General features: G+C 67.4%; 24 protein-coding genes and 1 pseudogene. 11 read left to right on the top strand and 14 right to left on the bottom strand.

All coding sequences use genetic code 11. The features are described from left to right. The first annotated feature begins 52 nt into the window (after window positions 1-52). The gene (locus CSW63_RS07840; protein ID WP_062093701.1) at window positions 53-976 is read left to right on the top strand and encodes an oxygenase MpaB family protein; all 924 of its coding nucleotides are present in this window, start codon (window positions 53-55) and stop codon (window positions 974-976) included. Window positions 977-1,028: 52 nt separating this feature from the next. Beyond that, window positions 1,029-1,193: pseudogene (locus CSW63_RS07835) on the top strand (hypothetical protein); the annotation flags it as partial. 242 nt (window positions 1,194-1,435) lie between these two features. Here the strand turns inward: CSW63_RS07835 and CSW63_RS07830 are convergent. After that, window positions 1,436-2,032 (bottom strand): DUF3052 family protein, encoded by a 597-nt coding sequence (locus CSW63_RS07830; RefSeq protein WP_062093699.1) that lies wholly within the window; start codon window positions 2,030-2,032, stop codon window positions 1,436-1,438. A 2-nt stretch (window positions 2,033-2,034) separates the two neighbouring features. Next, a complete protein-coding gene (locus CSW63_RS07825) occupies window positions 2,035-2,832 on the bottom strand; it encodes a crotonase/enoyl-CoA hydratase family protein (RefSeq protein WP_062093698.1) in 798 nt (265 codons plus the stop codon). Window positions 2,833-3,004: 172 nt separating this feature from the next. Between CSW63_RS07825 and CSW63_RS07820 the strand changes: the two genes are divergently transcribed. From CSW63_RS07820 to CSW63_RS07810, 3 genes are all read left to right on the top strand, one after another. Beyond that, the gene (locus CSW63_RS07820; RefSeq protein ID WP_062093763.1) at window positions 3,005-3,367 is read left to right on the top strand and encodes a response regulator; all 363 of its coding nucleotides are present in this window, start codon (window positions 3,005-3,007) and stop codon (window positions 3,365-3,367) included. Between the two features lie 51 nt (window positions 3,368-3,418). After that, window positions 3,419-4,033 carry a pyridoxamine 5'-phosphate oxidase family protein gene (locus tag CSW63_RS07815; protein ID WP_062093697.1) on the top strand — a complete coding sequence of 205 codons (615 nt, stop codon included), beginning with the start codon at window positions 3,419-3,421 and terminating at the stop codon, window positions 4,031-4,033. A 96-nt stretch (window positions 4,034-4,129) separates the two neighbouring features. Next, the gene (locus tag CSW63_RS07810; protein WP_062093696.1) at window positions 4,130-6,913 is read left to right on the top strand and encodes a pitrilysin family protein; all 2,784 of its coding nucleotides are present in this window, start codon (window positions 4,130-4,132) and stop codon (window positions 6,911-6,913) included. Between the two features lie 132 nt (window positions 6,914-7,045). Here CSW63_RS07810 and dksA read toward each other — a convergent pair whose 3' ends face one another. Together dksA and fliX are read right to left on the bottom strand one after the other, a co-directional pair. Continuing rightward, on the bottom strand, window positions 7,046-7,474 hold the full coding sequence (dksA, locus tag CSW63_RS07805; RefSeq protein WP_062093695.1) for an RNA polymerase-binding protein DksA: 429 nt from the start codon (window positions 7,472-7,474) through the stop codon (window positions 7,046-7,048). A 212-nt stretch (window positions 7,475-7,686) separates the two neighbouring features. Further along, window positions 7,687-8,121 carry a flagellar assembly regulator FliX gene (gene fliX, locus CSW63_RS07800; protein WP_062093694.1) on the bottom strand — a complete coding sequence of 145 codons (435 nt, stop codon included), beginning with the start codon at window positions 8,119-8,121 and terminating at the stop codon, window positions 7,687-7,689. A gap of 230 nt (window positions 8,122-8,351) precedes the next feature. Between fliX and CSW63_RS07795 the strand changes: the two genes are divergently transcribed. Genes CSW63_RS07795 through CSW63_RS07785 form a run of 3 tightly spaced genes read left to right on the top strand, consistent with a single transcriptional unit; the run spans window position 8,352 to window position 10,253 of the window. Next, window positions 8,352-9,464: a flagellar basal body P-ring protein FlgI gene (locus CSW63_RS07795; RefSeq protein ID WP_062093693.1), complete on the top strand. Its 1,113-nt coding sequence runs from the start codon at window positions 8,352-8,354 to the stop codon at window positions 9,462-9,464. Next, window positions 9,464-9,799 (top strand): rod-binding protein, encoded by a 336-nt coding sequence (locus CSW63_RS07790; RefSeq protein WP_062093692.1) that lies wholly within the window; start codon window positions 9,464-9,466, stop codon window positions 9,797-9,799. Before CSW63_RS07795 ends, CSW63_RS07790 begins: the two co-directional genes overlap by 1 nt. Window positions 9,800-9,803: 4 nt before the next feature. Beyond that, window positions 9,804-10,253, top strand: coding sequence for a hypothetical protein (locus CSW63_RS07785; RefSeq protein ID WP_062093691.1), 450 nt, complete (start codon window positions 9,804-9,806; stop codon window positions 10,251-10,253). On the opposite strand, the gene CSW63_RS07780 is transcribed toward CSW63_RS07785, so the two are convergent. The 4 genes from CSW63_RS07780 to CSW63_RS07765 all read right to left on the bottom strand — a co-directional run bounded on the left by CSW63_RS07780 (window position 10,254) and on the right by CSW63_RS07765 (window position 12,778). Further along, window positions 10,254-10,889: a methyltransferase gene (locus CSW63_RS07780; protein ID WP_231737286.1), complete on the bottom strand. Its 636-nt coding sequence runs from the start codon at window positions 10,887-10,889 to the stop codon at window positions 10,254-10,256. It abuts the gene before it with no gap. Then, the gene (locus CSW63_RS07775; RefSeq protein ID WP_062093690.1) at window positions 10,886-12,478 is read right to left on the bottom strand and encodes an ABC-F family ATP-binding cassette domain-containing protein; all 1,593 of its coding nucleotides are present in this window, start codon (window positions 12,476-12,478) and stop codon (window positions 10,886-10,888) included. Before CSW63_RS07775 ends, CSW63_RS07780 begins: the two co-directional genes overlap by 4 nt. Next, the gene (locus CSW63_RS07770; protein WP_127846952.1) at window positions 12,435-12,548 is read right to left on the bottom strand and encodes a hypothetical protein; all 114 of its coding nucleotides are present in this window, start codon (window positions 12,546-12,548) and stop codon (window positions 12,435-12,437) included. Before CSW63_RS07770 ends, CSW63_RS07775 begins: the two co-directional genes overlap by 44 nt. Window positions 12,549-12,610: 62 nt before the next feature. Beyond that, window positions 12,611-12,778, bottom strand: coding sequence for a hypothetical protein (locus CSW63_RS07765; protein ID WP_062093689.1), 168 nt, complete (start codon window positions 12,776-12,778; stop codon window positions 12,611-12,613). Between the two features lie 267 nt (window positions 12,779-13,045). On the opposite strand from CSW63_RS07765, the gene uvrA reads away from it, so the two are divergent. Then, the gene (uvrA, locus tag CSW63_RS07760) at window positions 13,046-15,955 is read left to right on the top strand and encodes an excinuclease ABC subunit UvrA (RefSeq protein WP_062093688.1); all 2,910 of its coding nucleotides are present in this window, start codon (window positions 13,046-13,048) and stop codon (window positions 15,953-15,955) included. Window positions 15,956-15,978: 23 nt separating this feature from the next. On the opposite strand, the gene CSW63_RS07755 is transcribed toward uvrA, so the two are convergent. After that, on the bottom strand, window positions 15,979-16,875 hold the full coding sequence (locus CSW63_RS07755; protein WP_062093687.1) for a hypothetical protein: 897 nt from the start codon (window positions 16,873-16,875) through the stop codon (window positions 15,979-15,981). Window positions 16,876-17,040: 165 nt separating this feature from the next. Between CSW63_RS07755 and CSW63_RS07750 the strand changes: the two genes are divergently transcribed. Continuing rightward, window positions 17,041-17,655 (top strand): glutathione S-transferase family protein, encoded by a 615-nt coding sequence (locus CSW63_RS07750; protein ID WP_062093686.1) that lies wholly within the window; start codon window positions 17,041-17,043, stop codon window positions 17,653-17,655. A gap of 1 nt (window position 17,656) precedes the next feature. On the opposite strand, the gene CSW63_RS07745 is transcribed toward CSW63_RS07750, so the two are convergent. The 3 genes from CSW63_RS07745 to CSW63_RS07735 all read right to left on the bottom strand — a co-directional run bounded on the left by CSW63_RS07745 (window position 17,657) and on the right by CSW63_RS07735 (window position 20,393). Next, window positions 17,657-18,541, bottom strand: a complete 885-nt coding sequence (locus CSW63_RS07745; protein WP_062093685.1) for a hypothetical protein — start codon at window positions 18,539-18,541, stop codon at window positions 17,657-17,659. Beyond that, window positions 18,542-19,303 (bottom strand): hypothetical protein, encoded by a 762-nt coding sequence (locus CSW63_RS07740; protein ID WP_062093684.1) that lies wholly within the window; start codon window positions 19,301-19,303, stop codon window positions 18,542-18,544. It abuts the gene before it with no gap. A 151-nt stretch (window positions 19,304-19,454) separates the two neighbouring features. Then, on the bottom strand, window positions 19,455-20,393 hold the full coding sequence (locus tag CSW63_RS07735) for a hypothetical protein (RefSeq protein WP_062093683.1): 939 nt from the start codon (window positions 20,391-20,393) through the stop codon (window positions 19,455-19,457). Between the two features lie 98 nt (window positions 20,394-20,491). Between CSW63_RS07735 and trmFO the strand changes: the two genes are divergently transcribed. Next, entirely contained in the window at window positions 20,492-21,901 is a 1,410-nt protein-coding gene (gene trmFO, locus CSW63_RS07730; RefSeq protein WP_062093682.1) for a methylenetetrahydrofolate--tRNA-(uracil(54)-C(5))-methyltransferase (FADH(2)-oxidizing) TrmFO, read from the top strand. A 6-nt stretch (window positions 21,902-21,907) separates the two neighbouring features. Here the strand turns inward: trmFO and CSW63_RS07725 are convergent, their stop codons facing one another. Continuing rightward, entirely contained in the window at window positions 21,908-22,681 is a 774-nt protein-coding gene (locus CSW63_RS07725; RefSeq protein WP_062093681.1) for a DUF1365 domain-containing protein, read from the bottom strand. Further along, window positions 22,678-24,006 (bottom strand): NAD(P)/FAD-dependent oxidoreductase, encoded by a 1,329-nt coding sequence (locus CSW63_RS07720; RefSeq protein WP_082749319.1) that lies wholly within the window; start codon window positions 24,004-24,006, stop codon window positions 22,678-22,680. Before CSW63_RS07720 ends, CSW63_RS07725 begins: the two co-directional genes overlap by 4 nt. Window positions 24,007-24,090: the final 84 nt, after the last annotated feature.

The following is a 24,090-nucleotide window of genomic DNA, read 5'->3' as shown; positions in this document are numbered from 1 at the left end:
ATCGGTTGCGGCCCGCCCGCTGAGCGCCGAGATTACGGCGCAAGGAGCGCTGATGGCCCACCCGTCCACCTATCTCGGCTGGAAGATCGACTACGCCCATCCGCTCGGCGAGCCGGCTCTGCTCGACCCCGGCTCCGTACACTGGCGCGTCTACAAGAACCCGATCGCCCTGGCGGTCGGGGGCGTGGCGGCGGTGCTGCTGGAGTTCGCCGAGCCGCGCATCCGGTCGGGGGTGTGGGATCACTCGACCTTCAAGAGCGATCCGCTCGGCCGGGCGAGGCGCACCGGAACCGCGGCCCTGATCGGGGTCTATGGCCCCGTCTCGGCGGCGCGGCGGGTGATCCAGGGCGTCAACAACATGCACGCCCGCGTGTCGGGCGAGACGCCGGACGGCGAAGCCTACCGGGCGCTGGACCCCGACCTCCTGAACTGGGTCGCCGCCACGGCGGTCTATGGCTTCGTCACCGCCTATGACCGGTTTGTCGAACCGTTGAGCGAGGCTGAGAAGAACCGCTTCTACGAGGAGGCCGCGCTCGTCGCCCATCTCTATGGCGCGACGGTCTCGCCAGGCTCGGAGGCCGAATTCATGGCGATGCTGCAGGCGCTGGCGCCGCGCTTCGAGCCGCATCCGATCGTCGATGAGTTCCTGCAGACCATCGCGTCCGGGCAGGCCGCGCCCGTCGTCCCAAGACCCCTGCATCGCGCGCTGGCGCGGGCCGCCGTCTCGCTTCTGCCGCCGCCGGTGCGGCGGACGCTGGCGCTGGGGCGCGAGCACGACCTAAGCCTCGCCGAAGGCCTGGCGCTGAAGGCGGCCGGGAGACTGGCCGACAAGATCGCGATCCGGAGTTCTCCGCCCTGCCAGGCCAGTGTGCGACTAGGACTGCCCCACGACTTTCTCTATCGCGGCGAGGCGGAGCGGCGGCGACTGCTGCTGCTGGCTGCCTCGCGGCACAGGCTCTTGGCCGCCGGTAAATAAGCGGGTCACCGGCGAACCCGATGCGGACATAGGAAGCGGACGTTCCGGAGGGCTGAGAAGGGTGGGGAAGCGACCATGCTCCCTCTCCCAAAGGGAGAGGGTTGGGGAGAGGGGTTATGGCGTCCGACGGAGCGCCGGCACGCCGTCAAACCTCGTAACCCCTCTCCCTCCCACCGCTACGCGGCGGGCCCCTCCCTCTCCCTTTGGAAGAGGGATTTCCCGGCCGCCAAGGATCGCGAACTGTCTCTCGCCTCCCCCCAAAAACCCGACCTTCCCGGCGAATGCCGGGATCCAGATCGAGCCCACCAGCGGCTGTCCAACAAGCGCCGCGCGATGTCGCATCACCCCCGGCCGCTCCGGATGAATCTGGGCCCCGGCGTTCGCCGGGGAGGTCGGTCTATTTGAGATGGCCAACAGTTTGAAAGCGGAGCGGAGAACAGCGCCCCGGCCCACGCCCCCTCACCCGCCCTTGCGCTTCACGAACCGCAGCGCCGTGTGCGTGCTCGAAAACCCGCAGACCTTGGTGTCCGAGAACCCCAGGCCGCGCGCGGCGCCCAGGATGTCGGTGTCCTTCAGCGGCGCCCCCTTGCCCTTCTTCGAGACGACCCAGATCGCGCCCTTGTCGGCCAGGGCGCCCTTCCAGTCGTCCATGCGGTCAAGATCGGCCAGGTCCTCGGCGGCCAGGAACAGGATGTCGATATCCTCGTCGGCCTCGACCGGCTCCACGCGGGTCGAAAGCTCCTCAAGGAAGGCCTCGTCGTCCACGCCGTCGATCACCACCGTCATGCCGGGCTTCACGCCCAGCTTGTCCAGGCGCGAGGGCGGGTTGAGGATGGCGTGGACCCACTTGGCGGCCTGACCGGGCTCCAGGGTGAAGCGCGTGCCGTCGCTCAAGACAAGGTCGTCGCCGTCGGCGCGGACGTTCTTCAGGGCGTGGCCTTGATAGATGCCGCGCACGGCGCCCCGGAAGATGAGCTTGGGCGGCTCCCACAGGAGCTTGCCCTCGCTCTCGCCGTCGGACAGCTGGCCCCAGACGCCGCTCGCCTCCTTACCCATCCTCAGGCGCCCTTGAACACAGGGCTGCGCTTTTCGAGGATCGCGTCGACGCCTTCCATGTGGTCCTCGGTGTGGTGGGCGATGGCCTGGGCGGCCGCGCTCATCTCCATCAGGGTGTCGTAGCTGGCGGTCTGGCCGTGCTTGAGCAGGCTCTTGGCCATGCGCAGGGCGTGTGGCGGCTGTTGGGCGATCCGCTCGGCCAGGGCCAGGGCCTCACCCATCAGGTCGCCAGCGGGGACGGCCTTGCTGATCAAGCCCCACTCGGCGGCCTTAGTCGCGTCGATGACGTCGCCGGTGAACAAGAGCTCGGCCGCGCGGCTCATGCCGATGGTGCGCGGCATCAACCAGGCGCCGCCGTCGCCAGGGATCAGGCCCAGCTTCAGGAAGGTGACGCCGAACCGGGCGGTGTCGGCGGCGATGCGGATGTCGGTCATGCAGGCCACGTCGCAGCCCAGGCCGATGGCCGCGCCGTTCACCGCCGCGATCGAGGGAACCTCCAGGCCATAGATGGCGCGGACGATGCGGTGGATGTTCTTGCGATAGCCGTCGCGGACCTTGACGCCGTTACCGCCGAACGCGCCTTCGCGGGCCTTCATCGCCTTGACGTCGCCGCCGGCCGAGAAGGCCTTGCCTGCGCCAGTCAGGATCACGCAGCGGATGTCCTGATCGTCGTTGATCGCCTCGCAGGCCGCCGCCACCTGGTCGCCGTCGCCTGGGGCGCCCAGCGCGTTCATCGCGTCCGGGCGATTCAAGGTCAGGATGGCGATGTGACCGCGCTTCTCGGTGAGGATCAAAGACAAGGGGCGCTCCTGCTAAGGCTTGTTTTTCTCTTCCATAGCCTGCTTTACGCCCCGACACATCCAGAGCGACGCGGAAGACGTAAGCTTTTCATCAGATCACGAAAAAGCGACTAGCGTACGGCCTCAAGACCACATTGAAATGGGAATCGGGACGACGGAGAAGGCTGCGGCGATGACCGAGCACGAGAAGGCCCGACACGTGTTGATCATCGAGGACGAAATCCTCGTCGCGTTCGAGGTCGAGGCTCTCCTGGCGGAGCAGGGCTTCACCAGTTTCGACATCGCCGACAGCCCGGGTGATGCTCTGGCGCTGGCGCTGGCCAATCCTCCCGATTTGATCACTGCGGACTATCGGATCGTCGGCGGCACCGGCGTCGAGGCGGTCGAGGCCATTCAGCGACAACTGGGACATATTCCGGTGGTCTATGTGACGGGCAACGCCGATCAGGTGCGAGACCACCTCAAGCCGGTCGTCGACAAGCCGATCTCGCCGCGCCATCTGGCCGAGGCTTGCGCTCGGGCCTTCGACGCCTAGGATTGGGCCGCCCGCTCCGAACGCCTCGAGCCGGTGTAGGGGAGGACGCGATTGCACGAGATCACCACCCTGGAGGCGCTTGAAGCGCTCTACCAACCCGCGCCCACGCCGGCCTCGACGGTCAAGGTCACCCCCTATATCACGCCGCAGTATGCGACCCTGATCGAGGCCTCGCCGTTTGTCGCCCTGGCCACTTGCGGCCCGGAAGGTCTCGACTGCAGTCCGCGTGGCGATCGGCCGGGCTTCGTGCGGATCGCCGACCGCAAGACCCTGATGCTGCCGGACCGTCGTGGGAACAATCGCATCGACTCCCTGCGCAATATCGTGCGTGACCCGCGCGTAGCGCTGCTGTTCCTGATCCCCGGGTCGGGCACGACCTTCCGGGTCAATGGTCGCGCGGTTCTGAGCGCTGCTCCGGACTTGCTTGAGAGCTTCGCGGTCGACGGCAAGACGCCGCGCACGGTCATCGTCGTCACCGTCGAGGAAGCCTACTTCCAATGCGCCCGCGCGATCGTGCGTTCAGGCCTGTGGAAGGCGGAGAGCCAGGTGGACCCGATGTCCCTGCCCTCGCCCGGAGCCATGCTGGCGGCGGTCACGGACGGCGAAGTGGGCGGCGAATCCTATGACCGTGCCTGGCCCGAGCGCGCGGCCAAATCACTCTGGTAGGCGAGCGGCCTTAGAGCGTGGCTATGGGCGCTTGCCAGCCGGACCGAACGCAACCTACGGTGCCCGCGCTCATCGGGGAGCGTACTCCTAGCTGGAATGACCATGAAGAAGCTGTTCGCGTCCGCCGCCATCGCGGCCCTCGTCGCCGCCTCGCCGGCGCTGGCCGCCACGCCCGCCAAAGCCGCCCCGCCCAAGGCTGCGGCGAAGGTCACCGGTGCGATGGCCACGGCCTTGCCGACCATCGACATCCCGCACACCACCTTCAAGCTGTCGAACGGCCTCACCGTCATCGTCCACGAGGACCACAAGGCGCCGATCGTCGCGGTGAACATCTGGTACCATGTCGGCTCCAAGAACGAGCCGGTCGGCAAGACCGGCTTCGCCCACCTGTTCGAGCACCTGATGTTCAACGGCTCGGAGCACTTCAACGACGACTGGTTCAAGGCGCTGGAGAAGCTGGGCGCCACCGACATGAACGGGACCACCAACGAGGACCGCACCAACTACTTCCAGAACGTACCGACAGCGGCGCTGGACCAGGTGCTGTGGCTGGAAAGCGACCGCATGGGCTGGTTGGTCAACGCCATCGACAAGGCCAAGCTGGATGAGCAGCGCGGCGTCGTCCAGAACGAGAAGCGCCAGGGCGAGAACCAGCCCTACGGCCAGGTCTGGGACATCATCACCGAGAGCACCTATCCCAAGGATCACCCGTACGGCCACTCGGTCATCGGCTCGATGGCCGATCTCGACGCCGCCTCGCTGGACGACGTGAAGACCTGGTTCAAGAACTACTACGGACCGGCCAACGCGACGCTGGTGCTGGCCGGCGACATCACCGTCGCCGAGGCCAAGGCCAAGGCCGAAAAGTACTTCGGCGACATCCCGTCGGGCCCGCCCGTGACGCGCCAAAAGGAATGGATCGCCAAGCGGACCGGCTCACAGCGCGCCGAGATGCAGGATCGCGTGCCGCAGACGCGCATCTACAAGGTGTGGAACACGCCGGGCTTCGGCGCGGCCGACACCGACTATCTGGATTTGCTGGGCGAAGTCCTGGTCTCGGACAAGACCTCGCGGCTCTACAAGCGCCTGGTGTTCACCGACCAGACCGCGACCGCCGTCAGCGCCGGTGTCAGCCCCAGCGAGATCGGCGGCCAGTTCCTGGTCACCCTGACCGTCAAGCCGGGCGGTGATCCGGCGGCGGTCGAAAAGGCCTTTGACGAGGAATTCCAGCGCCTGCTGCGCGATGGCCCGACGCCCGAGGAGGTCGCCAAGGTCCGCACCAACAACCTGGCCAACGTGGTGCGCGGCGCCGAGCGGATCGGCGGTTTCGGCGGCAAGTCCGACATCCTGGCGCAGAACCAGGTCTATCTTGGCGACGCCGGCGCCTATAAGCGCAGCCTCGACCGGGTGCGGGCGGCCAAGGCTTCGGATTTGGTCGCGGCCGGCCGTAAGTGGCTGAGCGACGGTGACTTCACCCTCACCGTCAGCCCCTTCCCCAACTACAAGGCCGCGACCGTCGGCGCCGACCGCAAGGCGATGCCCGAGGTCGGGGCCCAGAAGCCGCCGAGCTTCGTGAAGCTGCACCGGGGCGTGCTCTCGAACGGTCTGAAGGTCGTGCTGGCCGAGCGGCATGAGACGCCGCAGGTCCAGTTGAGCCTGCTGTTCGACGCCGGCCAGGCGGCCGAGACGAGCGGCAAGGCCGGCGTCTCGTCCCTGGCGGTCGGCATGATGACCGAGGGCACCACCAATCGCGACAACCTGACCCTGAGCCGCGAGTTGGCGCAGTTGGGCGCGTCCGTGCGCACCAGCAACGGCCTCGACACCTCGACGGTCTCGCTGAACACCCTGACCACCACGCTTGATCCGGCCCTGGCGCTCTATGCCGACATCCTGCGCAATCCGGCCTACACGCCCGACGACCTGACCCGCCGCAAGCGCCTGTCGATCGCCGGCATCCAGCAGGCCAAGCAGAACCCGAACGCCATGGCCTCGCGGATCCTGCCGGTGCTCGCCTATGGCCCGTCCAGCCCCTATGGCGTGCTGTCGACCGAGGCCAGCGTCGGCTCGATCACGCGAGACGACCTGATCGCCTACCAGAAGGCGTGGCTGCAGCCCAAGGACGCCACCCTGATCATCGTCGGCGACACCACGCTGGAACAGATCATGCCGAAGCTGGAAGCGCAGCTGGGCGGCTGGACCGGCGCTCAGGCCAGGGCCAAGCCCTCCGTCACGGCCGCTCCCAGCAAGGCGGCGGTCTACCTGATCGACAAGCCCGGCGCCCAGCAGTCGATGCTGATGGTCGGCAACCTGGTCGCGCCGCGCGATCCGAGCGATGAAGCCGCGATCGACGTGATGAACACCCTGTTCGGCGGCGACTTTGTCTCGCGCCTCAACATGAACCTGCGCGAGGACAAGCACTGGTCGTATGGCGCCCGCAGCCTGGTGACCGGCGCGCGCGGCACGCGTCTGTTCATGGCCCTGGCGCCGGTCCAGACCGACAAGACCGCCGAGTCGTTCGCCGAGGCGCGCAAGGAGCTTCTGGGGATCATCGGCGACAAGCCGATCACCGCCGCCGAACTGGCCAAGGCCCAGAACAGCCTGACCCTGTCGCTGCCCGGCTCGTGGGAAACCGCCGCCGGCGTCGGCGGGTCGATCTCAGAGCTGGTCAACTTCAACCTGCCCGACAGCTATCCCGAGAACTATTCGAACTATGTCCGCTCGGTCACGCTCGACGCGGCGACCGCGGCGGCCAAGAAGGTGATCAAGCCCGAAGAACTGATCTGGGTCGTGGTCGGCGACCGCGCTGCGGTCGAGCCCAAGCTGAAGGCGATGGGTGTCGAGCCGCGTATCATCGACGCCGACGGCAATCCGGCGAAGTAGCCTGGAGGCGCGGGCCCGCACCTGCGGGCCCGGCGCTTCTGGGATGGGTGAGACGAAAAAACGGCCCGGGGTTGCGCCCCGGGCCGTTAGCATTTGATCACCCCGCGCCTGGCTGGCGCCAACGACGAGGACCTAGTCGTCGCGGTGGACGCGTTCCCGGCGCTCGTGGCGTTCCTGGGCTTCGACACTCATGGTCGCCGTCGGGCGAGCTTCCAGTCGGGCCAGGCCGATCGGCTCGCCCGTCTCCTCGCAATAGCCGTACGAGCCGTCCTCGACGCGGCGCAGGGCCTGGTCGATCTTGGAGATCAGCTTGCGTTGGCGATCACGAGTGCGGAGCTCAAGAGCCCGGTCGGTTTCCGAGGACGCGCGATCGGCCAGATCGGCATGATTCTCGGTTTCTTTCTGGAGATGGGAAACCGTCTCGCGAGATTCGCGGAGGATCTCTTCTTTCCATGCCAGCAGCTTTTGCTTGAAATACTCAAGCTGCCGCTCGTTCATAAAAGGCTCGTCCTCGGAAGGACGGTAGTCGGATTTCTCTAGCAGACTTGCGGCCGTTTGCATTAACGCCTCACGCCCCAATGAACTCAGCCCTCGAAGGCCGGGTGCTTATACCAAAAGGTGAGCCGCGTTCAATGAACCTCGCGTGAGCGGCGCGTTCAGACGCGCGCTTTCTTCCGTGAGGTTCAAAATCGCGACGGCGACGGGTGTGAAACGCGCGAGCGATCAGAGCGTGGCGAGTCGACATCCGGTTTTGACGCCTCGCCCCGCGCATGTCAGCGCCCGCGGGCTTCGAGCTTGGCCAGCTCGACGGCGGCCCGGGTCTCGATCTCGTTCAAGACGCCCTCCAGACGGGGGTCGTCGGTGGCGTCGCGCTGCTCACGGAGGGCGCGCGACAAGCGGTCCAGCGTCGCGTGCGAGATGTCGCCGTCAATCAGGGCGATCCGCACCTCGCCCAGGATGTCGAGGATATCGTCGGCGCGGCGCACCGCACGCTTGCGGCGCTCCAGGGGGCCTCCGACGGGGCCGGCCGCCTGGAGGGCCAACAGGGCGTCGACCGAACCCACGCCGGTCAGGCCACCGACCGAGGCGGTGCTGGCCGCGCCGCTGGCGGCGTTGACGGAGGGCAACGAAAAGCTCGACGAACCACCGGCCGGCTTGGCTCGCGACGCGCCGGTCGCCGAGACGCCCCCCGTGCTGGAAACCTTCATCCGACAGCTCCAAAAGCCACGCGCGCGAGTCACTGACCTCGCCACAGCAACCACTATCAGCCCCGGCGCTTGAAGTATGGTTAATGCCGGGCAGAATCTGCCGCGAGGCGCCGACGGAACCGACGCCCATCCCGAAATCCCTTGAGTCACAAGGGATTGGACACGCTCATGAAACTGGCCCGCTTCTGGCATGGAGCGGCGTGGGGACGTCTCCCCGCCACGGGACAGCCATGCCGCGTTCATTCTTTCGCACCGTTCTGACCGCCCTGGTCGCCGCCTCTTGCCTGGTCGCCGCGCCGGCGTTCGCCAAGTCGCGGATCAAGGACATCGTCGCCTTCGAGGGCGTTCGCGAGAACCAGCTGATCGGCTACGGCATCGTCGTCGGCCTCAACGGCACGGGCGACAGCCTGCGCAATGCGCCGATGACCAAGCAGAGCCTGGAGGCGATGCTGGAGCGTCAGGGGGTCAACGTCCGCGACGCCAACCTCAACACCAAGAACACCGCCGCCGTCATGGTGACAGCCAATCTGCCGCCGTTCTCGGCCGCTGGGTCGAAGGTGGACGTCACCGTCTCGACCCTGGGCGACGCCAAGAGCCTGCTGGGCGGCACCCTGATCGTCACCAGCCTGCAAGGCGCCGACGGCCAGACCTATGCGGTGGCCCAGGGCACGGTGCAGACCGGCTCGGTCTCGGCGGGCGGCGCCTCGGGCAGCTCGGTCACCAAGGGCGTACCGACGGCCGGCCGTATCGCCGGCGGCGGCGTCATCGAACGCGAAACCGGGTTCCAGATGGTCAACATGGACATCATGCGCCTGACCCTGCGCAATCCCGACTTCACCACCGCACGCCGCGTCGCCGACGCCATCAACGCCAAGTTCCCCGGCTGCGCTCAGGCCCAGAACCCCACGATCATCGCCACCCGCGCCCCGCCCGGCATGGACATGATCACCTTCATGACCAACATCGAGAACCTGACCGTCGAGCCCGATGGCCCGGCCAAGGTGGTGATCGACGAAGTGGCCGGCGTCATCGTCATGGGCGACGACGTGCGGATCAGCAAGGTGGCCATCGCCCAAGGCAACCTGACCATCTCGGTGCAGGAAAACCCCGCCGTCAGCCAGCCGGCGCCGTTCAGCCAGGGCCAGACCGCGGTCGTCCCGCAGTCGACGGTCAATGTCGAGGAAGAGAAGGGTAAGCAGTTCCTGACCCTGGGCGGCGCGCCGTCGTTGAAGGGTCTGATTGGGGGCCTCAACGCGCTCGGCGTCACCCCGCGCGACATGATCTCGATCCTGCAGGCGGTGAAAGCCGCCGGCGCGCTGCAAGCCGATATCGAGGTGATGTGATGAGCTTGCTTTCCGCCCTGACCAGCCTGCCCCCTCGCATCGACGCCGCAGCAGCGACCGCCAAGCAGCTCGTCGTGTCGGCCGAGGAGAAGGTCAAACGCGCCCGGATCGCCGAGACCGCCAAGACCTTCGAGGCCTCATTCCTGTCAGTGATGACGCAGCAGATGTTCGAGGGGGTGAAGACCTCCGCGCCCTTCGGCGGCGGCAACGGCGAGGAGATGTTCAAGTCGGTCCTGACCGACGCGATCTCCAAGGAAATCACCAAGGCCGGCGGGGTGGGCCTGGCCTCCACCATCCAGCGCGAAATGCTGAAGCTTCAGGGTCTGAAGGAGTAGAGTCATGGCCATCGCCGCCGTCGACGCCGACGATCGCGTCCACCAACTGATCCTGCTGACCGAGCGCCTGACCGATCTGATCGCCAAGGAAGCCGTCGCCTTCGAGACGCATCGCCCCCACGAGGCCGTCCAATACGTCGAGGAGACCGCCAAGCTCGCCAATGTCTATCGCCACGAGTCGATGCGGGTGCGGGCCAATGTCGGGCTGGTGGAAAGCGCGCGCCTTGAGCTTCGCCAGCGTCTGATGCGGGCCACCGAAGCGTTCGACGCCGTTCTGGCGCGCCAGGCGCGGGCGGTGAACGCCGCCAAGACCGTCACCGAGGGCCTGGTTCATGCCGTGGCCCAGGAGATCGCCAGCCAGCGCGCCGCGCCGGCCGCCACCTATGGCGCCGGCGGCGTGGTCGCCGACCGTCCGCAGCACGGCGCGGCGATCACGCTGAATCGCAAGGCCTAGCTAGATCAGCGCGTATACGGCGGCGTTCCTGACCGCTCCGCCCGGATCGCCATAGTCGACGACCGGGTGCTCGGCGACGACGTGCAGACGCGCCGCCGGCAGCGCTTCCCGCCCGGGGTCGCCGATCAGCACGGACACCCCGGCCGACTGGCAACGGCGAAGAAAGGCCTCCACCCGGCGGGCCAGACCTCGCGCATAGAACAGATCGCCCACCAGGATCAGGTCCACATCGGGCGGCGCCCCGCGCGTCAGATCAGCCCGCAGATACGACAACGCCACGCCGTTGGCCGCCGCGTTCAGTCGCGCTGCGGTGATCGCGTAGGGATCCACGTCCACGGCGACGACTTTGGCCGCGCCCGCCAGCGCGGCGGCGATGGCCACCAGACCCGAGCCGGCGCCCAGGTCCATCACACGCCGGCCGGCCACGAGGTCGGGGTTATCCAGCACGTGCCGGGCCAGGACCAGACCCCCGCCCCAGGGGCGCGACCAGTAGGGTGGCTCGAAGTCTGGATCCGCCTCGGCCAAGCGCATGAGGCCGCTGTGCGGCCCGGCGCGATGCAGGCGCACCTCCGGCGCGCCCAGGACGGGCTCGAGCGGCAACCGCTCGCGAATGAAGGCCTCGACGTCCAGGCTCAATGGCGGCGGTCTCCCAAGCGGATGTGTCGTGTCACGCCGATCGCCCTTAGGAAATCCTGGTCGTGGCTGACAACCTGCAGCGCGCCGTCATAGGCCGAAAGCGCGGTCTCGATCGCCGCGATGGAGGCCAGATCAAGGTGGTTGGTCGGCTCGTCCAGCACCAGCAGTTGCGGCGGGGTGGCGCCGCACAGTACGCAGGCCAGGGCCGCGCGCAAGCGCTCGCCGCCGCTCAAGGTTCCGCACATCTGGTGGGCCGCCGTGTTGCGGAACAGGAAGCGGGCCAGCGCCGCATGGGCGTCATTGAGGCTGGACGCCGGGTTCAGTCGCCGGAAATTCTCCAGGATCGTCTCCTGGTCCCTTAGTACGGCGGCGCGCTGGTCAAGCAGGGCCACCGGCACGCCGAGACTCACCGTCCCGTGCGTCGGCGCCAGATCGCCGGTGACGAGGCGGATCAGCGTGGTCTTTCCCGCGCCGTCGGGCCCACTGACCGCCAGGCGTTCGGGTCCACAAACCCGGAATGACAGGCCGTCGATCACGGGTTCGCGGCCGGGCCAGGCGAAGCCGAGATCGTCGAGGGTCAGCACCGTGCGGCCCTCGGGCAGGCCGCTCGACGGGAGTTCGAAGCCCAGGGCCCGCGCGCGTTCCACCCGCGCCTCGGCCGAGGCCCTGGCGGTCTCCGCCTGGGCCGCCAGCTTGTCGGCGAGCTTGCCCGCCCTTGCCCCGCTGTTCTCCGCCCGCTCGGCCATAGCCCCCAAAAGGACCTTCGGAGTCCCGCCACGATCGGCGAAACGACGACCGGCTGCGTCGCGGCGGTCCTTGCGCTCGCGCGCGACCTGAGCCTCGCGGGCCACACGCCGGACCTCCTTCTCCGCGTGGTCAAGTTCACGCTGGGCGGCCTCGGCCTCCAGCGCCTTGCGCTCGGCATAGAGATCATAGCCGCCGCCGTAGGACCGCGCGCCGAGCGACGACAGCTCCACGATCCGGTCCATGCCGCGCAGCAGCGCGCGGTCATGACTGACCACCACCGCGCCACCCCGCCAGCGCGACAGCAGCCGCCCGACCGCATCGCGGGCCTCGGCGTCGAGATTGTTGGTGGGCTCGTCCAGCAGCAGCACGTCGGGCGCAGCGATCAGCAGCCGGGCCAGACCCGCGCGCGTCGCCTGGCCGCCCGACAGCGCCGCGACCGGCTGCTCGGGTACGACCTCGGTCAGGCCAACCTCGGCCAAGGCCTGCTCGAGCCGCGTCGGCAAGGTCCAGTCGGCCTCGTTCAAGTCGACCGCGTCGCCTTCGCCGCATTCGATCCGTGACAGGCGATCCCAGGCCGCGCCGACGCCCAGAAGGTCGACCAGCCGGGCCTGATCGGAGAGATCTGGAACCTGATCCAGCAGGCCGACCGAACCGGTCCGAGCGACGGTCCCGGCGGACGGCGCCCGCGCGCCGACAATCAGCGCCAGCAAGGTGCTCTTGCCCGCGCCGTTGCGTCCGACGAGACCGATGCGCTCGGCCCCGATCGAGAGGTTCAGATTTTCGAAGAGAAGCCGGCCGTCAGGCGTGGCGGCGGCGACGGAATCCAGAGTGACGAAGGACATGCGAACCCACGGTCAGGGAAACGGAAAGGACGAAGCGGTCTTCCGTCTTGCTGATCATGGGAGCCTCCATCGGATACGAAGGACGTTCAGTACGCTCGCAAACAATCCGCCGCAAGCGTGACCAAGGCCGACCTAGCTGGGCGCCATGGTGTGGAGGACGTAGAGCAGCGACCCGATCCCACCGATAAAGACCAGACCATCGATGACGATCGAGCGCGGCTTAGCCTCCACGCCCTTCAGGGCGTCGAAGGCGTCGTGCTTGGCTTCCTGCTTTCCGCTTGCGGCGGCCTTCTTGGCCATGACCGGTCTCCCTTGGCGCGCGTGGGGACATTGCGCGCGCTTGGCCTTTGAACCACGTCCAGCCTGAAGAACCCGCTTCCAAACAGGGTTTAGGGATTGCCAACGCCCGGGTCAGCCGCCCGCCCTGCTGACACGGGCTGTCAGCAGCCGCCTCGGCTCACGCGCGCGACATTTGTTCGCATCTTGTTCTTGTGTTAATCCGCGCGATGAGCCCTACATATAGCCGCTGCGCCGCGACCCACCTCGCGGTCCAACGTTCCGGACATCATGGCTGAGCAACTGAACTTCATCCGCGTTCGCGGAGCCCGTGAGCACAATCTCAAGGACGTCAGCGTCGACATCCCGCGCGGCGAGCTGGTCGTGCTGACCGGCCTGTCGGGCTCGGGCAAGTCGTCTCTGGCTTTCGACACGATCTACGCCGAGGGCCAGCGCCGTTACGTGGAGAGCCTGTCGGCCTACGCCCGCCAGTTCCTGGAGCTGATGAGCAAGCCCGACGTCGATCTGATCGAAGGCCTCTCGCCCGCGATCTCGATCGAGCAGAAGACCACCAGCCGCAACCCGCGCTCGACCGTCGGCACGGTGACCGAGATCCACGACTACATGCGCCTGCTGTGGGCGCGCGTCGGGGTCCCCTATTCGCCCGCCACCGGCCTGCCGATCGAGAGCCAGACCATCAGCCAGATGGTCGACAAGATCACCGCCCTGCCCGAAGGCACGCGTCTCTACCTGCTCGCCCCCGTCGTCCGCGACCGCAAGGGCGAGTACAAGAAAGAGATCGCCGAGTGGCAGAAGGCCGGCTTTCAGCGGTTGAAGATCGACGGCGAGTTCTATCCGATCGAGGACGCTCCGGCCCTCGACAAGAAGTTCAAGCACGACATCGACGTGGTCGTGGACCGCGTGGTGACCAAGCCCGACATGGAGCAGCGCCTGGCCGACTCCATCGAGCAGGCTTTGCGCCTGGCCGATGGCCTGGCTGTCGCCGAGTTCGCCACCATCGAGGAGGGCGAGACTGAGCCCAAGCGCATCCTGTTCTCCGAACGCTTCGCCTGCCCGGTCAGCGGCTTCACGATCGCCGAGATCGAGCCGCGCCTGTTCTCGTTCAACAATCCGGCCGGCGCCTGCCCGGTCTGCGACGGCCTGGGCGCGAAGCTGGCCTTCGACGCCGATCTGGTCATCCCCGACAAGGACAAGAGCCTGCACAAGGGCGCGGTCGCCCCTTGGGCGAAGGGACCCTCACCGCTCTACACCCAGACCCTGCAGGCCCTGGCGCGGCACTACGGCTTCTCGATGGACGAGCCGTGGCACAAGCTGTCGGCCGACGCCCGCGACGTGGTGCTGAATGGCTCCAAGGGCCAGAAGATCAAGTTCGTCTATGACGACAACGCCCGCAAATACGAGGTCGAAAAGCCCTTTGAAGGCGTGCTGCCGAACCTGGAGCGCCGCTGGCGCGAGACCGACTCCAGCTGGGTGCGTGAGGAGCTGGGGCGCTTCCAGTCCGACACGCCCTGCGAGACCTGCCACGGCAAACGCCTGAAGCCGGAAGCCCTGGCAGTGAAGGTGTCCGGCAAGGACATCGCCGAGGTCTCGATGATGGCGATCCGCCCCGCGCGGGACTGGTTCAGCGGCCTGGAAGACCAGCTGACCGCCAAGCAGATGGAGATCGCCCGGCGGATTCTGAAGGAGATCAACGACCGCCTGCGGTTCCTGGTCGATGTGGGCCTGGACTATCTGAACATGTCGCGCGGCTCGGGCACGCTGTCGGGCGGCGAGAGCCAGCGGATCCGCCTGGCCAGCCAGATCGGATCGGGCCTGACCGGGGTTCTCTACGTGCTGGATGAGCCGTCGATCGGCCTGCACCAACGCGACAACACCCGCCTGCTGACCTCGCTGCAGGGCCTGCGGGACCTCGGCAACTCGGTGCTGATCGTCGAGCACGACGAAGAAGCCATCCTGACCGCCGACTACGTGATCGACATGGGCCCGGCCGCCGGCGTCCATGGCGGCGAGATCGTCGCCCAGGGCAAGCCCGCCGAAATCATGGCCAATCCCAAGAGCCTGACCGGCCAGTACCTGACCGGCGCCCGCGAGATCGAGGTGCCTGAGCAGCGCCGGCCGTTTAGCAAGAAGAAGATGCTGCGCGTCGTCGGCGCCACCGGCAACAACCTGAAAGGCGTCACGGCCGAGATCCCGGTCGGGACCTTCACCTGCATCACCGGCGTGTCGGGCGGCGGCAAGTCGACCTTCACGATCGAGACCCTGTACAAGGCCGCCGCGCGCCGTCTGAACAACGCCAGCGACGCCCCCGCCCCGCACGAGCGGATCGAGGGCCTTGAGCACTTCGACAAGGTCATCGACATCGACCAGTCGCCGATCGGCCGCACCCCGCGCTCGAACCCGGCGACCTATACCGGCGCCTTCGGCCCGATCCGCGACTGGTTCGCCGGCCTGCCGGAAAGCAAGGCGCGCGGCTATGGCCCGGGCCGGTTCAGCTTCAACGTCAAGGGCGGCCGCTGCGAGGCCTGTCAGGGCGACGGCGTCATCAAGATCGAGATGCACTTCCTGCCCGACGTCTACGTCACCTGCGATATCTGCAAGGGCAAGCGCTACAACCGCGAGACCCTGGATGTCGTGTTCAAGGGCAAGACGATCGCCGACGTGCTGGACATGACGGTCGAGGAGGCCGCCGACTTCTTCAAGGCCGTGCCGCCGATCCGCGACAAGATGGAAACGCTCAAGCGCGTCGGCCTCAGCTACATCAAGGTCGGCCAGCAGGCCACGACCCTGTCGGGCGGCGAGGCCCAGCGCGTGAAGCTGTCCAAGGAGCTCAGCAAGCGCGCCACCGGCCGCACGCTGTACATCCTCGACGAGCCGACCACCGGCCTGCACTTCGAGGACACCAAGAAGCTGCTCGAGGTGCTGCATGAGCTGGTCGACCAGGGCAACACCGTGGTCGTCATCGAGCACAATCTGGACGTGGTGAAGACGGCGGACTGGCTGCTCGACTTCGGCCCCGAGGGCGGCGACGGCGGCGGCGAGATCGTCGCGGTGGGCTCGCCTCAGGACGTGGCCAAGGTCGAGGCCAGCTGGACCGGCCGCTATCTGAAGGAGCTGCTGGACCGCCACGAGGAGCGCCGCAAGGCGCGCGTGGCGCAGCTGAAAGCCGCCAAGCGCGCCTAGAAGCCTGTAAGGTCTGGGACGGCTTAGCCGCCCCAGCCTTCCGGGGTCGTCTGGCCGGCGGTCAGTTCACGATAGATGGTGGGCGCGGGCGACAGAACGATCAGGGCGCTCAGCACCGCCATGAAGCCCGAGAACAGCTGTTGGACGATGCCCGATGGCGTGAAATAGGCGCTGAGCGAGCTGGTGTCGGCGCGCAGCGCATTGCCTGCCGTCGAGAAGTCCCCGGTCACGATGGCCACCGCCGCATAAACGATGATGAAGATCAGCAGCCAGACAATCACGCTCATCACGGCCGCGACCAGGTAGGCCCCGAGCAGCGACCAGAACGCGCCCTTGGTGACCTGCATGGATCGGAAAAAGATGATCTGTCCCTTGTCGAAGGTCATGGCGCTGGCCAGGGACAGGCGGACCATCAGATAGATCGCGCCGCAGATGGCGACGAGAGACACCAGGACGCCCACCGCCCCGCCGCCGACCGCCGCCAGAACGCCCGTCAGCAGAGCCGCGCCAAACACCACCGCCATCAACAAAAGACCAGTCAGGATCGACACGACGATCTGGCGAACCTCGTCCATGCCAAGACGCAGATGGGCGAAGCGGCTGTCGCTGCGGCGCTGGATCACGCGGTTCAGCGCCGCCAGGGTGACGCCTTGGACAAACAGGTTGTAGGGCAGAGTCCACAGCAGAGTCGGCGTCATCTGGTCGGCGATCTTTGCCATCTCCTCGGGCTGCGCGCCGTTTGGATCGGTCATCAGCGCCGTAGCCGCCTCGATCTGCGCCCCGAAAAACTTGATGGTCAGGGCGTTGGCGATGATCGACACCACGGTCATCACCACGATCCAGATTCCGACCGTCTTCAGATTTTCCCGCACCAGGCGGAAACCGGAAAAGGCCGCGTCGGAGGCCGAGAACTTCGCCATGACTTGCTCTTGAGTGGTGGGACCGGGAGTCGTCCTACGCCTAACAAGGTTCGCGACGCTTCAACAGGGCGCGGCGTGTGAAATCGTCGCCGGAGCGCTTGCTTCCGCCGCGCTCACCTCTAACGTTCGTTTGAACGGCCCGCTGAAGCGGCCGAGGGAGGTTTGATGAAGCTCTACGGCGAAGCCATGCCCGCGCCAAACCCGCGCCGGGTGCGTATCTTCCTGGCCGAAAAGGGCGTGGAGGTTCCGGAAATCCGCATCGGCATGCGCGAGGGCGGGCATCGCAGTCCCGAACACCTGGCGCGCAACAGTCTGGGGCAGGTGCCGGTGCTGGAACTGGATGACGGAACCACGATCAGCGAGACCATCGCCATCTGCCGCTACTTCGAGGTGCTGCACCCTGACCCGCCCCTGTTCGGTGTCAGCGCGCTTGAGCAGGCGCATATTGAGATGTGGACCCGTCGCATGGAGTTTCGCCTGATGGTCCCCGTCGGCATGTTCTGGCGCCACGCCCATCCGCTGACCGCGCGCTTGTTGAAGCAGAACGTCGAGTTCGGGGAATCCAATCGTGAGGTGGTCGAGAAGGCGCAGCTCTGGCTGGATCGCGAGTTGTCGGACGGCCGGCCCTACCTGACCGGCGACACCTATACGATCGCCGACATCACCGGGCAGACCACGCTGGACTTCGCCGACTTCACGGGGCTTTCGACACCGGCGGAAGCCAAGCACGTCCTGGCCTGGCGCGAGCGGATGGCCGCCCGCCCCAGTGCGACCGCGTGAACTAGGCGTGCAGGCCCGCGTCGATCTCGTCCTGATTCAACTGGGCGAAGGCGCGGGCCGGGGCGGCCACCAGGATCACCGTCTGCAGCGTCAGGAAGATCGGGGCCAGCAGGAGGTTGGCCAGAAGGCTGAGGATCAGCCACGAGTTGCTGCCCGCCACCCCGCTGGCGCCGAGATTGACCGCCGCCGTCAGTGACTTCCCGATCACGCTCGCCACAGCCGCGCCCAGCAGGGAGATGAGCAGCCAGATCACGATCGTTAGCACGAACATGCCAAGCAGACGCAGGAACTGTCCGTGCGTCTGGATCCAGGCCGCCCGGATGTCGATGTGGTGGTGCGAGAAGGCGTGCGGCCCCAGCAGCGAAAGGCGCACCGCCACCCAAAGCGAGAAGCCGATCACCGCCAGGGCGCCGAGGAACGCGAACCAGGCGGCCGCCGCACCCGACAGGAGCGAGGAGCCCAAGACCACCACGCCCGACGGAATAACCGTGCACAGCAGCGCCGTGGCCCAGGTGATCAGCGACACGATCAAAAGCTGGATCTCTTCCTTGCCCAGCCGCAGGTAGGCGAAGCGATCGTTCCGCGGCTCGATGACCGAACGAATAATCGCGGCTTGCAGGACCGCGCCCAGCAACAGGGCCAGGGCGATCAGCAGCACCATGACCCCGCCCAGGTGCATGACGAGGTCCAGCATCTCCCGAGGGTCGGCCGACGAGCCACGACCGGCCAGAACCTGACGGCCCTCATCGCCCAGGCCGATCTTCACCAGCAGCCCCAGGATGGGCAGCATGACGAGGGAGAATCCCGCCCAGGCCAGCACGATCAGCGGCCGGCGGCGCATGGTCTGAAGGCCCTCGAGGGCCGCATCGACGGGACGAACAGACATTCAGGCGTCCTGCTGAGCCGCGCCGTGGCGGTAGAAGTGGGCGAGCGCGCCGGTCCAGGCCGGCATGGCGTAGAAATAGGTGCAGACGGCCATCAACCCGGTCACCACCGCGCCCTGTCCGGGCGCCAAGCCCAGCAGGGCGCTCAGCACGATGACGGGAACCGAGATGGCGAGACCGACGACCAGCAGAATATGCGTCCGGCCTCGGGTCAGCGGAAAGGCGCTGAGCACGCGCACACCGGCTTGGTCGACCGTGGCCGGAGCCGACAGCGACAGGCGCAGCCCCAGCCAGATCAGAATGAACAGGCTGGCCAGGGGCACGATGGCGACGATCAGTCCGGCCGGTCCGGCCTGGGCGAACGCCGCCCGCCAGGCCTCGGACGTCGAAGGGTCGAAGTTCGGAGCGGCCGTCCGCGCCACGCCGAGCGCCACGCCGCCGACGATGATCAAGAGGATCGAGCCGATCAGGACGAAGAGGCCCAGGATCATCAACTGAGCGGCCAGCAGGCGCCACTCGTCGGCGCCCCAGCGCAGCCCCTTGAGGCCGCCAGCGCGCGCGAAGGCTCGGCGGAACAGCGCGCCCTGGGCGATGACACCGGCGACGAGCGCGACCACGAACCGCGCGCCGGACGGCAGCGCGCTGGCGGTCATGCTCAACATCGCCGCCAGGGCGAGCGCGCCCCAGCAGTCGCGAACGGCCCCGCCCACATCGGAAAGGCCCGCGCGCAAGGTCGCGCCAACGCCCGCCGATCCTTCCGTCATTCGATCACGTCCTCAGGTGCGGGGCCCACTCCGAGAAACCGGATGAGTCGCCGCTATCCCCGATAATCTAAGGGCTCCCCGCGCGTCTGGCGATGGTGGTGCGCATCGAACTCAGGATTTCGACGCACCGTCACGCAGAGGCCACGGCCGATCAGGCCTCCGAGGTGAGCGCCCGATGCACCGCCGCCCACGGCGCGTAGAAGATGGCCTGCACCACCGCACTGAACAGCGCGCCGATCACGCCGATCACCGCGACCCAAGGCCACACATCCCGCAGGATCGTCAGGGGCGGCCGAGCCATGAACGCCTCGAAGCCGGCCTCGCCATGGAGCGCCGCCAGCGAGCCGCCGGCGGCGAAGACCGTGCCCAGCAGCACCGCGCCGATCAGGATCTCGACCCCGATCACGAACACCACGACCAGCAACGCCACGCCCAACAGGCGCCAGCCTTGGCCCTTCGTCAGCGCCCAGGACTCAAAGAGCCGGAACTGATTGTCGGCGAAGGTCATCGGCGCGGCCATCGACAGGCGGAGAGCCAACCAGACCAGAACCGCGATGGCGACCGCCGCGCCCGCGAAGGCGGTGGTGACCGCCGCCATCGCGCCGTTCTCGCCGCCGCTGACGCCCGCAACGGCCGCCAGGACGGCGATCACCAGGGCCACCACGAAGGCGACGATCATGATCAGCACTTGCTCCACCAGCAGGAGCAGGGTGAGCCACATCTCGCGGGAACCGAGACGCAGATAGGCCCAGGAAGACGCCTTGGGGGTCAGGACCGCGCGGAAGACGGCGGCGCAGAACACCGCCTTGAGGAAGGTCGACCACAGCCAGAACAGCAGGTTCGCGGCCGTCATCCCCGACTGCGCCTGAAGCATCTGACGCATGAACTCCGGATCGGGCGCGCCCTCCTTCTGCGTCATGGCCATCTGCATCATCTGCTGCACCTGCGGCCCTAGCGCCAGGAAGCCCAGGATCGCGGGAATGATCATCCCAATCGCGAGCGCCAGCGCCCAGCCGACCACCGCCAAAGGCTTGCGGCCTATGACACCGAAGCCGGCCGTCGCCGCCTCGGTTACGGAAAACGTCGCCATGTCCCCTCCCCATGCTCGCCCGGCGCGCAGGGCCCGGCCCAGGATCATGAGCCTACACGAGGTTTCGCCAAACGACAGCCGGGGGTATAGGGCGCGCCATGACCACGAACTCGACCTATCAGCCTGTGCACATCATCGGCGGCGGCCTCGCCGGTTCCGAAGCCGCCTGGCAGATCGCCCAGAGCGGCGTTCCGGTGATCCTGCACGAGATGCGCAAGGACGACGCCAGCGGCAAAGTCATCACCGACGCCCACCAGACCGACGGCCTGGCCGAGATGGTCTGCTCCAACTCGTTCCGGTCCGACGACTGGCAGTTCAACGCCGTCGGCCTGCTGCACGCCGAGATGCGCAAGCTGGACAGCCTGATCATGGCCTGCGCCGACCAGCACCAGGTGCCGGCCGGCGGGGCTCTGGCCGTTGATCGCGACGGCTTCTCCGCAGAAGTCACCAAGCGCCTGTCGCAGCACCCGCTGGTCACGATCGTCCGCGAGGAGATAGCCGGCCTGCCCCCTGTCGACTGGGATAACGTCATCGTCGCGACCGGTCCCCTCACCTCGCCCGCCCTGGCCCAGGCGATCCTGGACCTGACCGGCGAAGGGCAGCTGTCGTTCTTCGACGCCATCGCGCCGATCATCCATTTCGAGTCCATCAACATGGACGTCGCCTGGCGCCAGTCGCGCTACGACAAGGAAGGCCCGGGCGGCGACGCGGCCGCCTACATCAATTGCCCGATGAACAAGGACCAGTACGAGGCCTTCATCGACGCCCTGCTGGCCGGCCCCAAGTCCGAGTTCAAGGAATGGGAGAACGTCCCCTATTTCGACGGCTGCCTGCCGATCGAGGTGATGGCCGAACGCGGCCGCGAGACCCTGCGCCATGGTCCGATGAAGCCGGTCGGCCTGACCAATCCGCGCGACCCGACCGTGAAATCCTACGCCATCGTCCAACTGCGCCAGGACAACGCTTTGGGCACCCTGTGGAACATGGTCGGCTTCCAGACCAAGCTGAAGCACGGCGTCCAGGCCGAGACCTTCCGCATGATCCCGGGCCTGGAGAACGCCCAGTTCGCGCGCCTGGGCGGGCTGCACCGCAACACCTTCATCAACTCGCCCAAGCTGCTGGACAAATCGCTGCGGATGAAGGCCATGCCGCGCCTGCGCTTCGCGGGTCAGGTCACCGGCGTTGAGGGCTATGTCGAGAGCGCGGCGATGGGCTTGCTGACGGGTCGCTTCGCCGCCGCCGACCGCAAGGGCGCGCCCATCGACGCCCCGCCCCCGACCACCGCCCTGGGCGCCCTCGTCGAGCACATCACCGGCGGCCATCTGGACGCGGGCGTCGGCCCCGGCAGCTTCCAGCCGATGAACATCAACTACGGTCTGCTGCCGCCGCTTGAGGCGCCCAAGGTTGACGAAGAGGGCAAGAAGATCCCGCTGAAGGAGCGCGGCCGCGCCAAAAAGCGGCTGATGAGCCTGCGGGCGCTGAGGGACCTCGAAGCCTGGATGGCTTAGAGGCGCTCAGGTGGCCGCCGGGCGACGCAGCCCGCGCGTGGCCTTGTCCTGCGGATAGTAGCGGAAGCCCTTGAGGATGATCTTCAGGGCTTCCCAGTGGATCGCCACCAGCACCCCGGCGACCTGCCAGGGATGGCCGATCAGCGCCTTCAGGATCGCGCCATCGGTCAAGGCGCGGCGCTCGCCCTCAAACGTGGCGGAGAGCACGATGCCCGCCTCGTCCAGCACGTCGACGCCCACATGGACGTCCTCGCTCGGCGGGCGCGTCTCGAAGCCGTAGCGCAGGTCCATCGGCAGGAACGGCGAGACGTAAAAGGCCTTGTCTGCCGTCTGCTCCACCCAGCCGTCGCGACCGAGGCGGGCCGGCATCACGTAGTCGTGGCGCTGGCCGAACGTGTTGCGCACGGCGTGGACGGTGGCGACCAGGCCGTCCTGGGCATTGTAGCAGAAGAATACCGTCAGCGGGTTGAAGCCCTTGCCCAGGATGCGGGGCATGGTCAGAACCCGGATGCTCGTCACCCCCTCGGCTAGGCCATGGACCGACAGCTTGGCCAGCACCTCGTCCCGCAGCGTCGCTCCGGGATCGTCGAGATGGTCACGCGAATGGAACCCGATCAGGTTCCAGCCCCGCCGGGAGAACAGGCGAAGCCGCGCGCTGAGCGCTTCGACCTCGTCGAGGTCGAGCAGCAGCATGAAGACGCCGTAGCGCAGATGATGACGCTTAGGGCGGGTCCGATCATGGACGACGTGGCCCGCAAAGAGCGCCGAGCGGCTCATCACGCAACCAACTCACGATCAGCGGCGGGCTCGGCCACGTCCAGGACGATGCGGCCCGACGGGTTGGGCACGAGCCAGGGACGACGAACGCCGCCCAGCTGCTCGGCGACGGCCAACCCGGCCTGCAGGCCGTCTTCGTGGAAGCCCGATCCGAAATAGGCGCCGCAGAACCAGGTGCGCCGGCGCCCCTGAAGAGACCACAGGCGACGCTGGGCCATCATCGCCGGACCGTCGAACAGCGGGTGCTCGTAGACCTGATCGTGCATCAGGCCGGCGGGGTCCTGCATGGGGTTCAGCGACAGGAAGTAGGGGCGGTCCACGCCCAGCGGCTGAAGGATGTTCATCCAGTAGGTGACACCGCCCTCGCCGTCCTCGCCGCGACGGCCGACATGGTTCCAGCTGGCCCAAGCGCGTCGACGCTTGGGCATCAGGGCCGGATCGCTGTGCAGCACGGCCCGGTTGCGGCTGTAGCGGAAGACGCCCAGAAGGTCGCGTTCCTCGGCGGTCGGCGAGGCCAGCATCGACAAAGCCTGGTCGGCGTGCGCGCCGATGACCACGTGGTCAAACGCCCGGGTCTCGCCGGTCGTATCCTCGATCTTCACGCCATCCGGCCCGCGATGGATCGCCTTGACGGGACGGCCGGTCAGGATCGGGCCTGAAACCCCGGCCGCCAGCTTTTCGACATAGCGCGCCGAGCCGCCCACGACGGTGCGCCAGATGGGACGCTTGTCGATCGGCAGCATCAGGCCGTGATTGTCGAAGAAGCGCAGCAATGCGGCGGCGGGAAACTCTCGGATGTCACGCAGCGAGGCCGACCAGATGGCGGCGGCCTGGGGCAGCAGGTGGTCTTCCTGGAACGCCCGGCCAAAGCCCTGGCGGCGCAGATAGTCGTCCAGCCGGCAGAGGCCGCCCTGCTCCAGATCGGCAGGAATGTTGCGGCCCTCGCGATAGAACCGCACGACGTCCAGCAGCATCTTCAGGAAGCGCGGGTTCACGGCGTTGCGCTTCTGGGCCAGCAGCTTGGTGCTCGAATACTCCAGCGCGCCGCCGTCGAGCGAAACGCCGAAAGACATGTCGGTCTCGGTCGTCTCGACGCCGATATGGCGGAACAGCGCCGTCAAATTCGGATAGTTCGGCTCGTTGTAGACAATGAAGCCGGTGTCGACCGCCACGCCCTCGGCGATGATCGTGTTGGCGTGTCCGCCCAGGCGATTGTCGGCTTCGTACAGCGTCACATCGTGCCGGTGCGACAGCAGCCACGCGGCGGAAAGCCCAGAAACGCCAGCGCCGATCACGGCGATGGATTGGCGAGGAACAACAGCGGCCAAGACAATCTCCCAAGGCGACACGACGACGCCTGCAACCCGTTACGCTCCGCTGCGACCTCCGGACGCATCCGAACGCCTTGTCCG

The organism is Caulobacter sp. FWC26 (assembly GCF_002742645.2).
GTDB lineage: Bacteria > Pseudomonadota > Alphaproteobacteria > Caulobacterales > Caulobacteraceae > Caulobacter.
The sequence above is the reverse complement of the archived record's forward strand: the minus strand, read 5'-3'. Positions and strand labels throughout refer to the sequence as shown.

Excerpts from the sequence above, each read along its gene's own strand:
- CSW63_RS07840 (WP_062093701.1), top strand. The coding sequence starts at position 53 with ATGGCCCACCCGTCCACCTATCTCGGCTGGAAGATCGACTACGCCCAT.
- CSW63_RS07830 (WP_062093699.1), bottom strand. The coding sequence starts at position 2,032 with ATGGGTAAGGAGGCGAGCGGCGTCTGGGGCCAGCTGTCCGACGGCGAG.
- CSW63_RS07820 (WP_062093763.1), top strand. The coding sequence starts at position 3,005 with ATGACCGAGCACGAGAAGGCCCGACACGTGTTGATCATCGAGGACGAA.
- CSW63_RS07810 (WP_062093696.1), top strand. The coding sequence starts at position 4,130 with ATGACCATGAAGAAGCTGTTCGCGTCCGCCGCCATCGCGGCCCTCGTC.
- dksA (WP_062093695.1), bottom strand. The coding sequence starts at position 7,474 with ATGCAAACGGCCGCAAGTCTGCTAGAGAAATCCGACTACCGTCCTTCC.
- fliX (WP_062093694.1), bottom strand. The coding sequence starts at position 8,121 with ATGAAGGTTTCCAGCACGGGGGGCGTCTCGGCGACCGGCGCGTCGCGA.
- CSW63_RS07795 (WP_062093693.1), top strand. The coding sequence starts at position 8,352 with ATGCCGCGTTCATTCTTTCGCACCGTTCTGACCGCCCTGGTCGCCGCC.
- CSW63_RS07790 (WP_062093692.1), top strand. The coding sequence starts at position 9,464 with ATGAGCTTGCTTTCCGCCCTGACCAGCCTGCCCCCTCGCATCGACGCC.
- CSW63_RS07785 (WP_062093691.1), top strand. The coding sequence starts at position 9,804 with ATGGCCATCGCCGCCGTCGACGCCGACGATCGCGTCCACCAACTGATC.
- CSW63_RS07775 (WP_062093690.1), bottom strand. The coding sequence starts at position 12,478 with ATGTCCTTCGTCACTCTGGATTCCGTCGCCGCCGCCACGCCTGACGGC.
- CSW63_RS07770 (WP_127846952.1), bottom strand. The coding sequence starts at position 12,548 with ATGGAGGCTCCCATGATCAGCAAGACGGAAGACCGCTTCGTCCTTTCC.
- CSW63_RS07765 (WP_062093689.1), bottom strand. The coding sequence starts at position 12,778 with ATGGCCAAGAAGGCCGCCGCAAGCGGAAAGCAGGAAGCCAAGCACGAC.
- uvrA (WP_062093688.1), top strand. The coding sequence starts at position 13,046 with ATGGCTGAGCAACTGAACTTCATCCGCGTTCGCGGAGCCCGTGAGCAC.
- CSW63_RS07755 (WP_062093687.1), bottom strand. The coding sequence starts at position 16,875 with ATGGCGAAGTTCTCGGCCTCCGACGCGGCCTTTTCCGGTTTCCGCCTG.
- CSW63_RS07750 (WP_062093686.1), top strand. The coding sequence starts at position 17,041 with ATGAAGCTCTACGGCGAAGCCATGCCCGCGCCAAACCCGCGCCGGGTG.
- CSW63_RS07745 (WP_062093685.1), bottom strand. The coding sequence starts at position 18,541 with ATGTCTGTTCGTCCCGTCGATGCGGCCCTCGAGGGCCTTCAGACCATG.
- CSW63_RS07740 (WP_062093684.1), bottom strand. The coding sequence starts at position 19,303 with ATGACGGAAGGATCGGCGGGCGTTGGCGCGACCTTGCGCGCGGGCCTT.
- CSW63_RS07735 (WP_062093683.1), bottom strand. The coding sequence starts at position 20,393 with ATGGCGACGTTTTCCGTAACCGAGGCGGCGACGGCCGGCTTCGGTGTC.
- trmFO (WP_062093682.1), top strand. The coding sequence starts at position 20,492 with ATGACCACGAACTCGACCTATCAGCCTGTGCACATCATCGGCGGCGGC.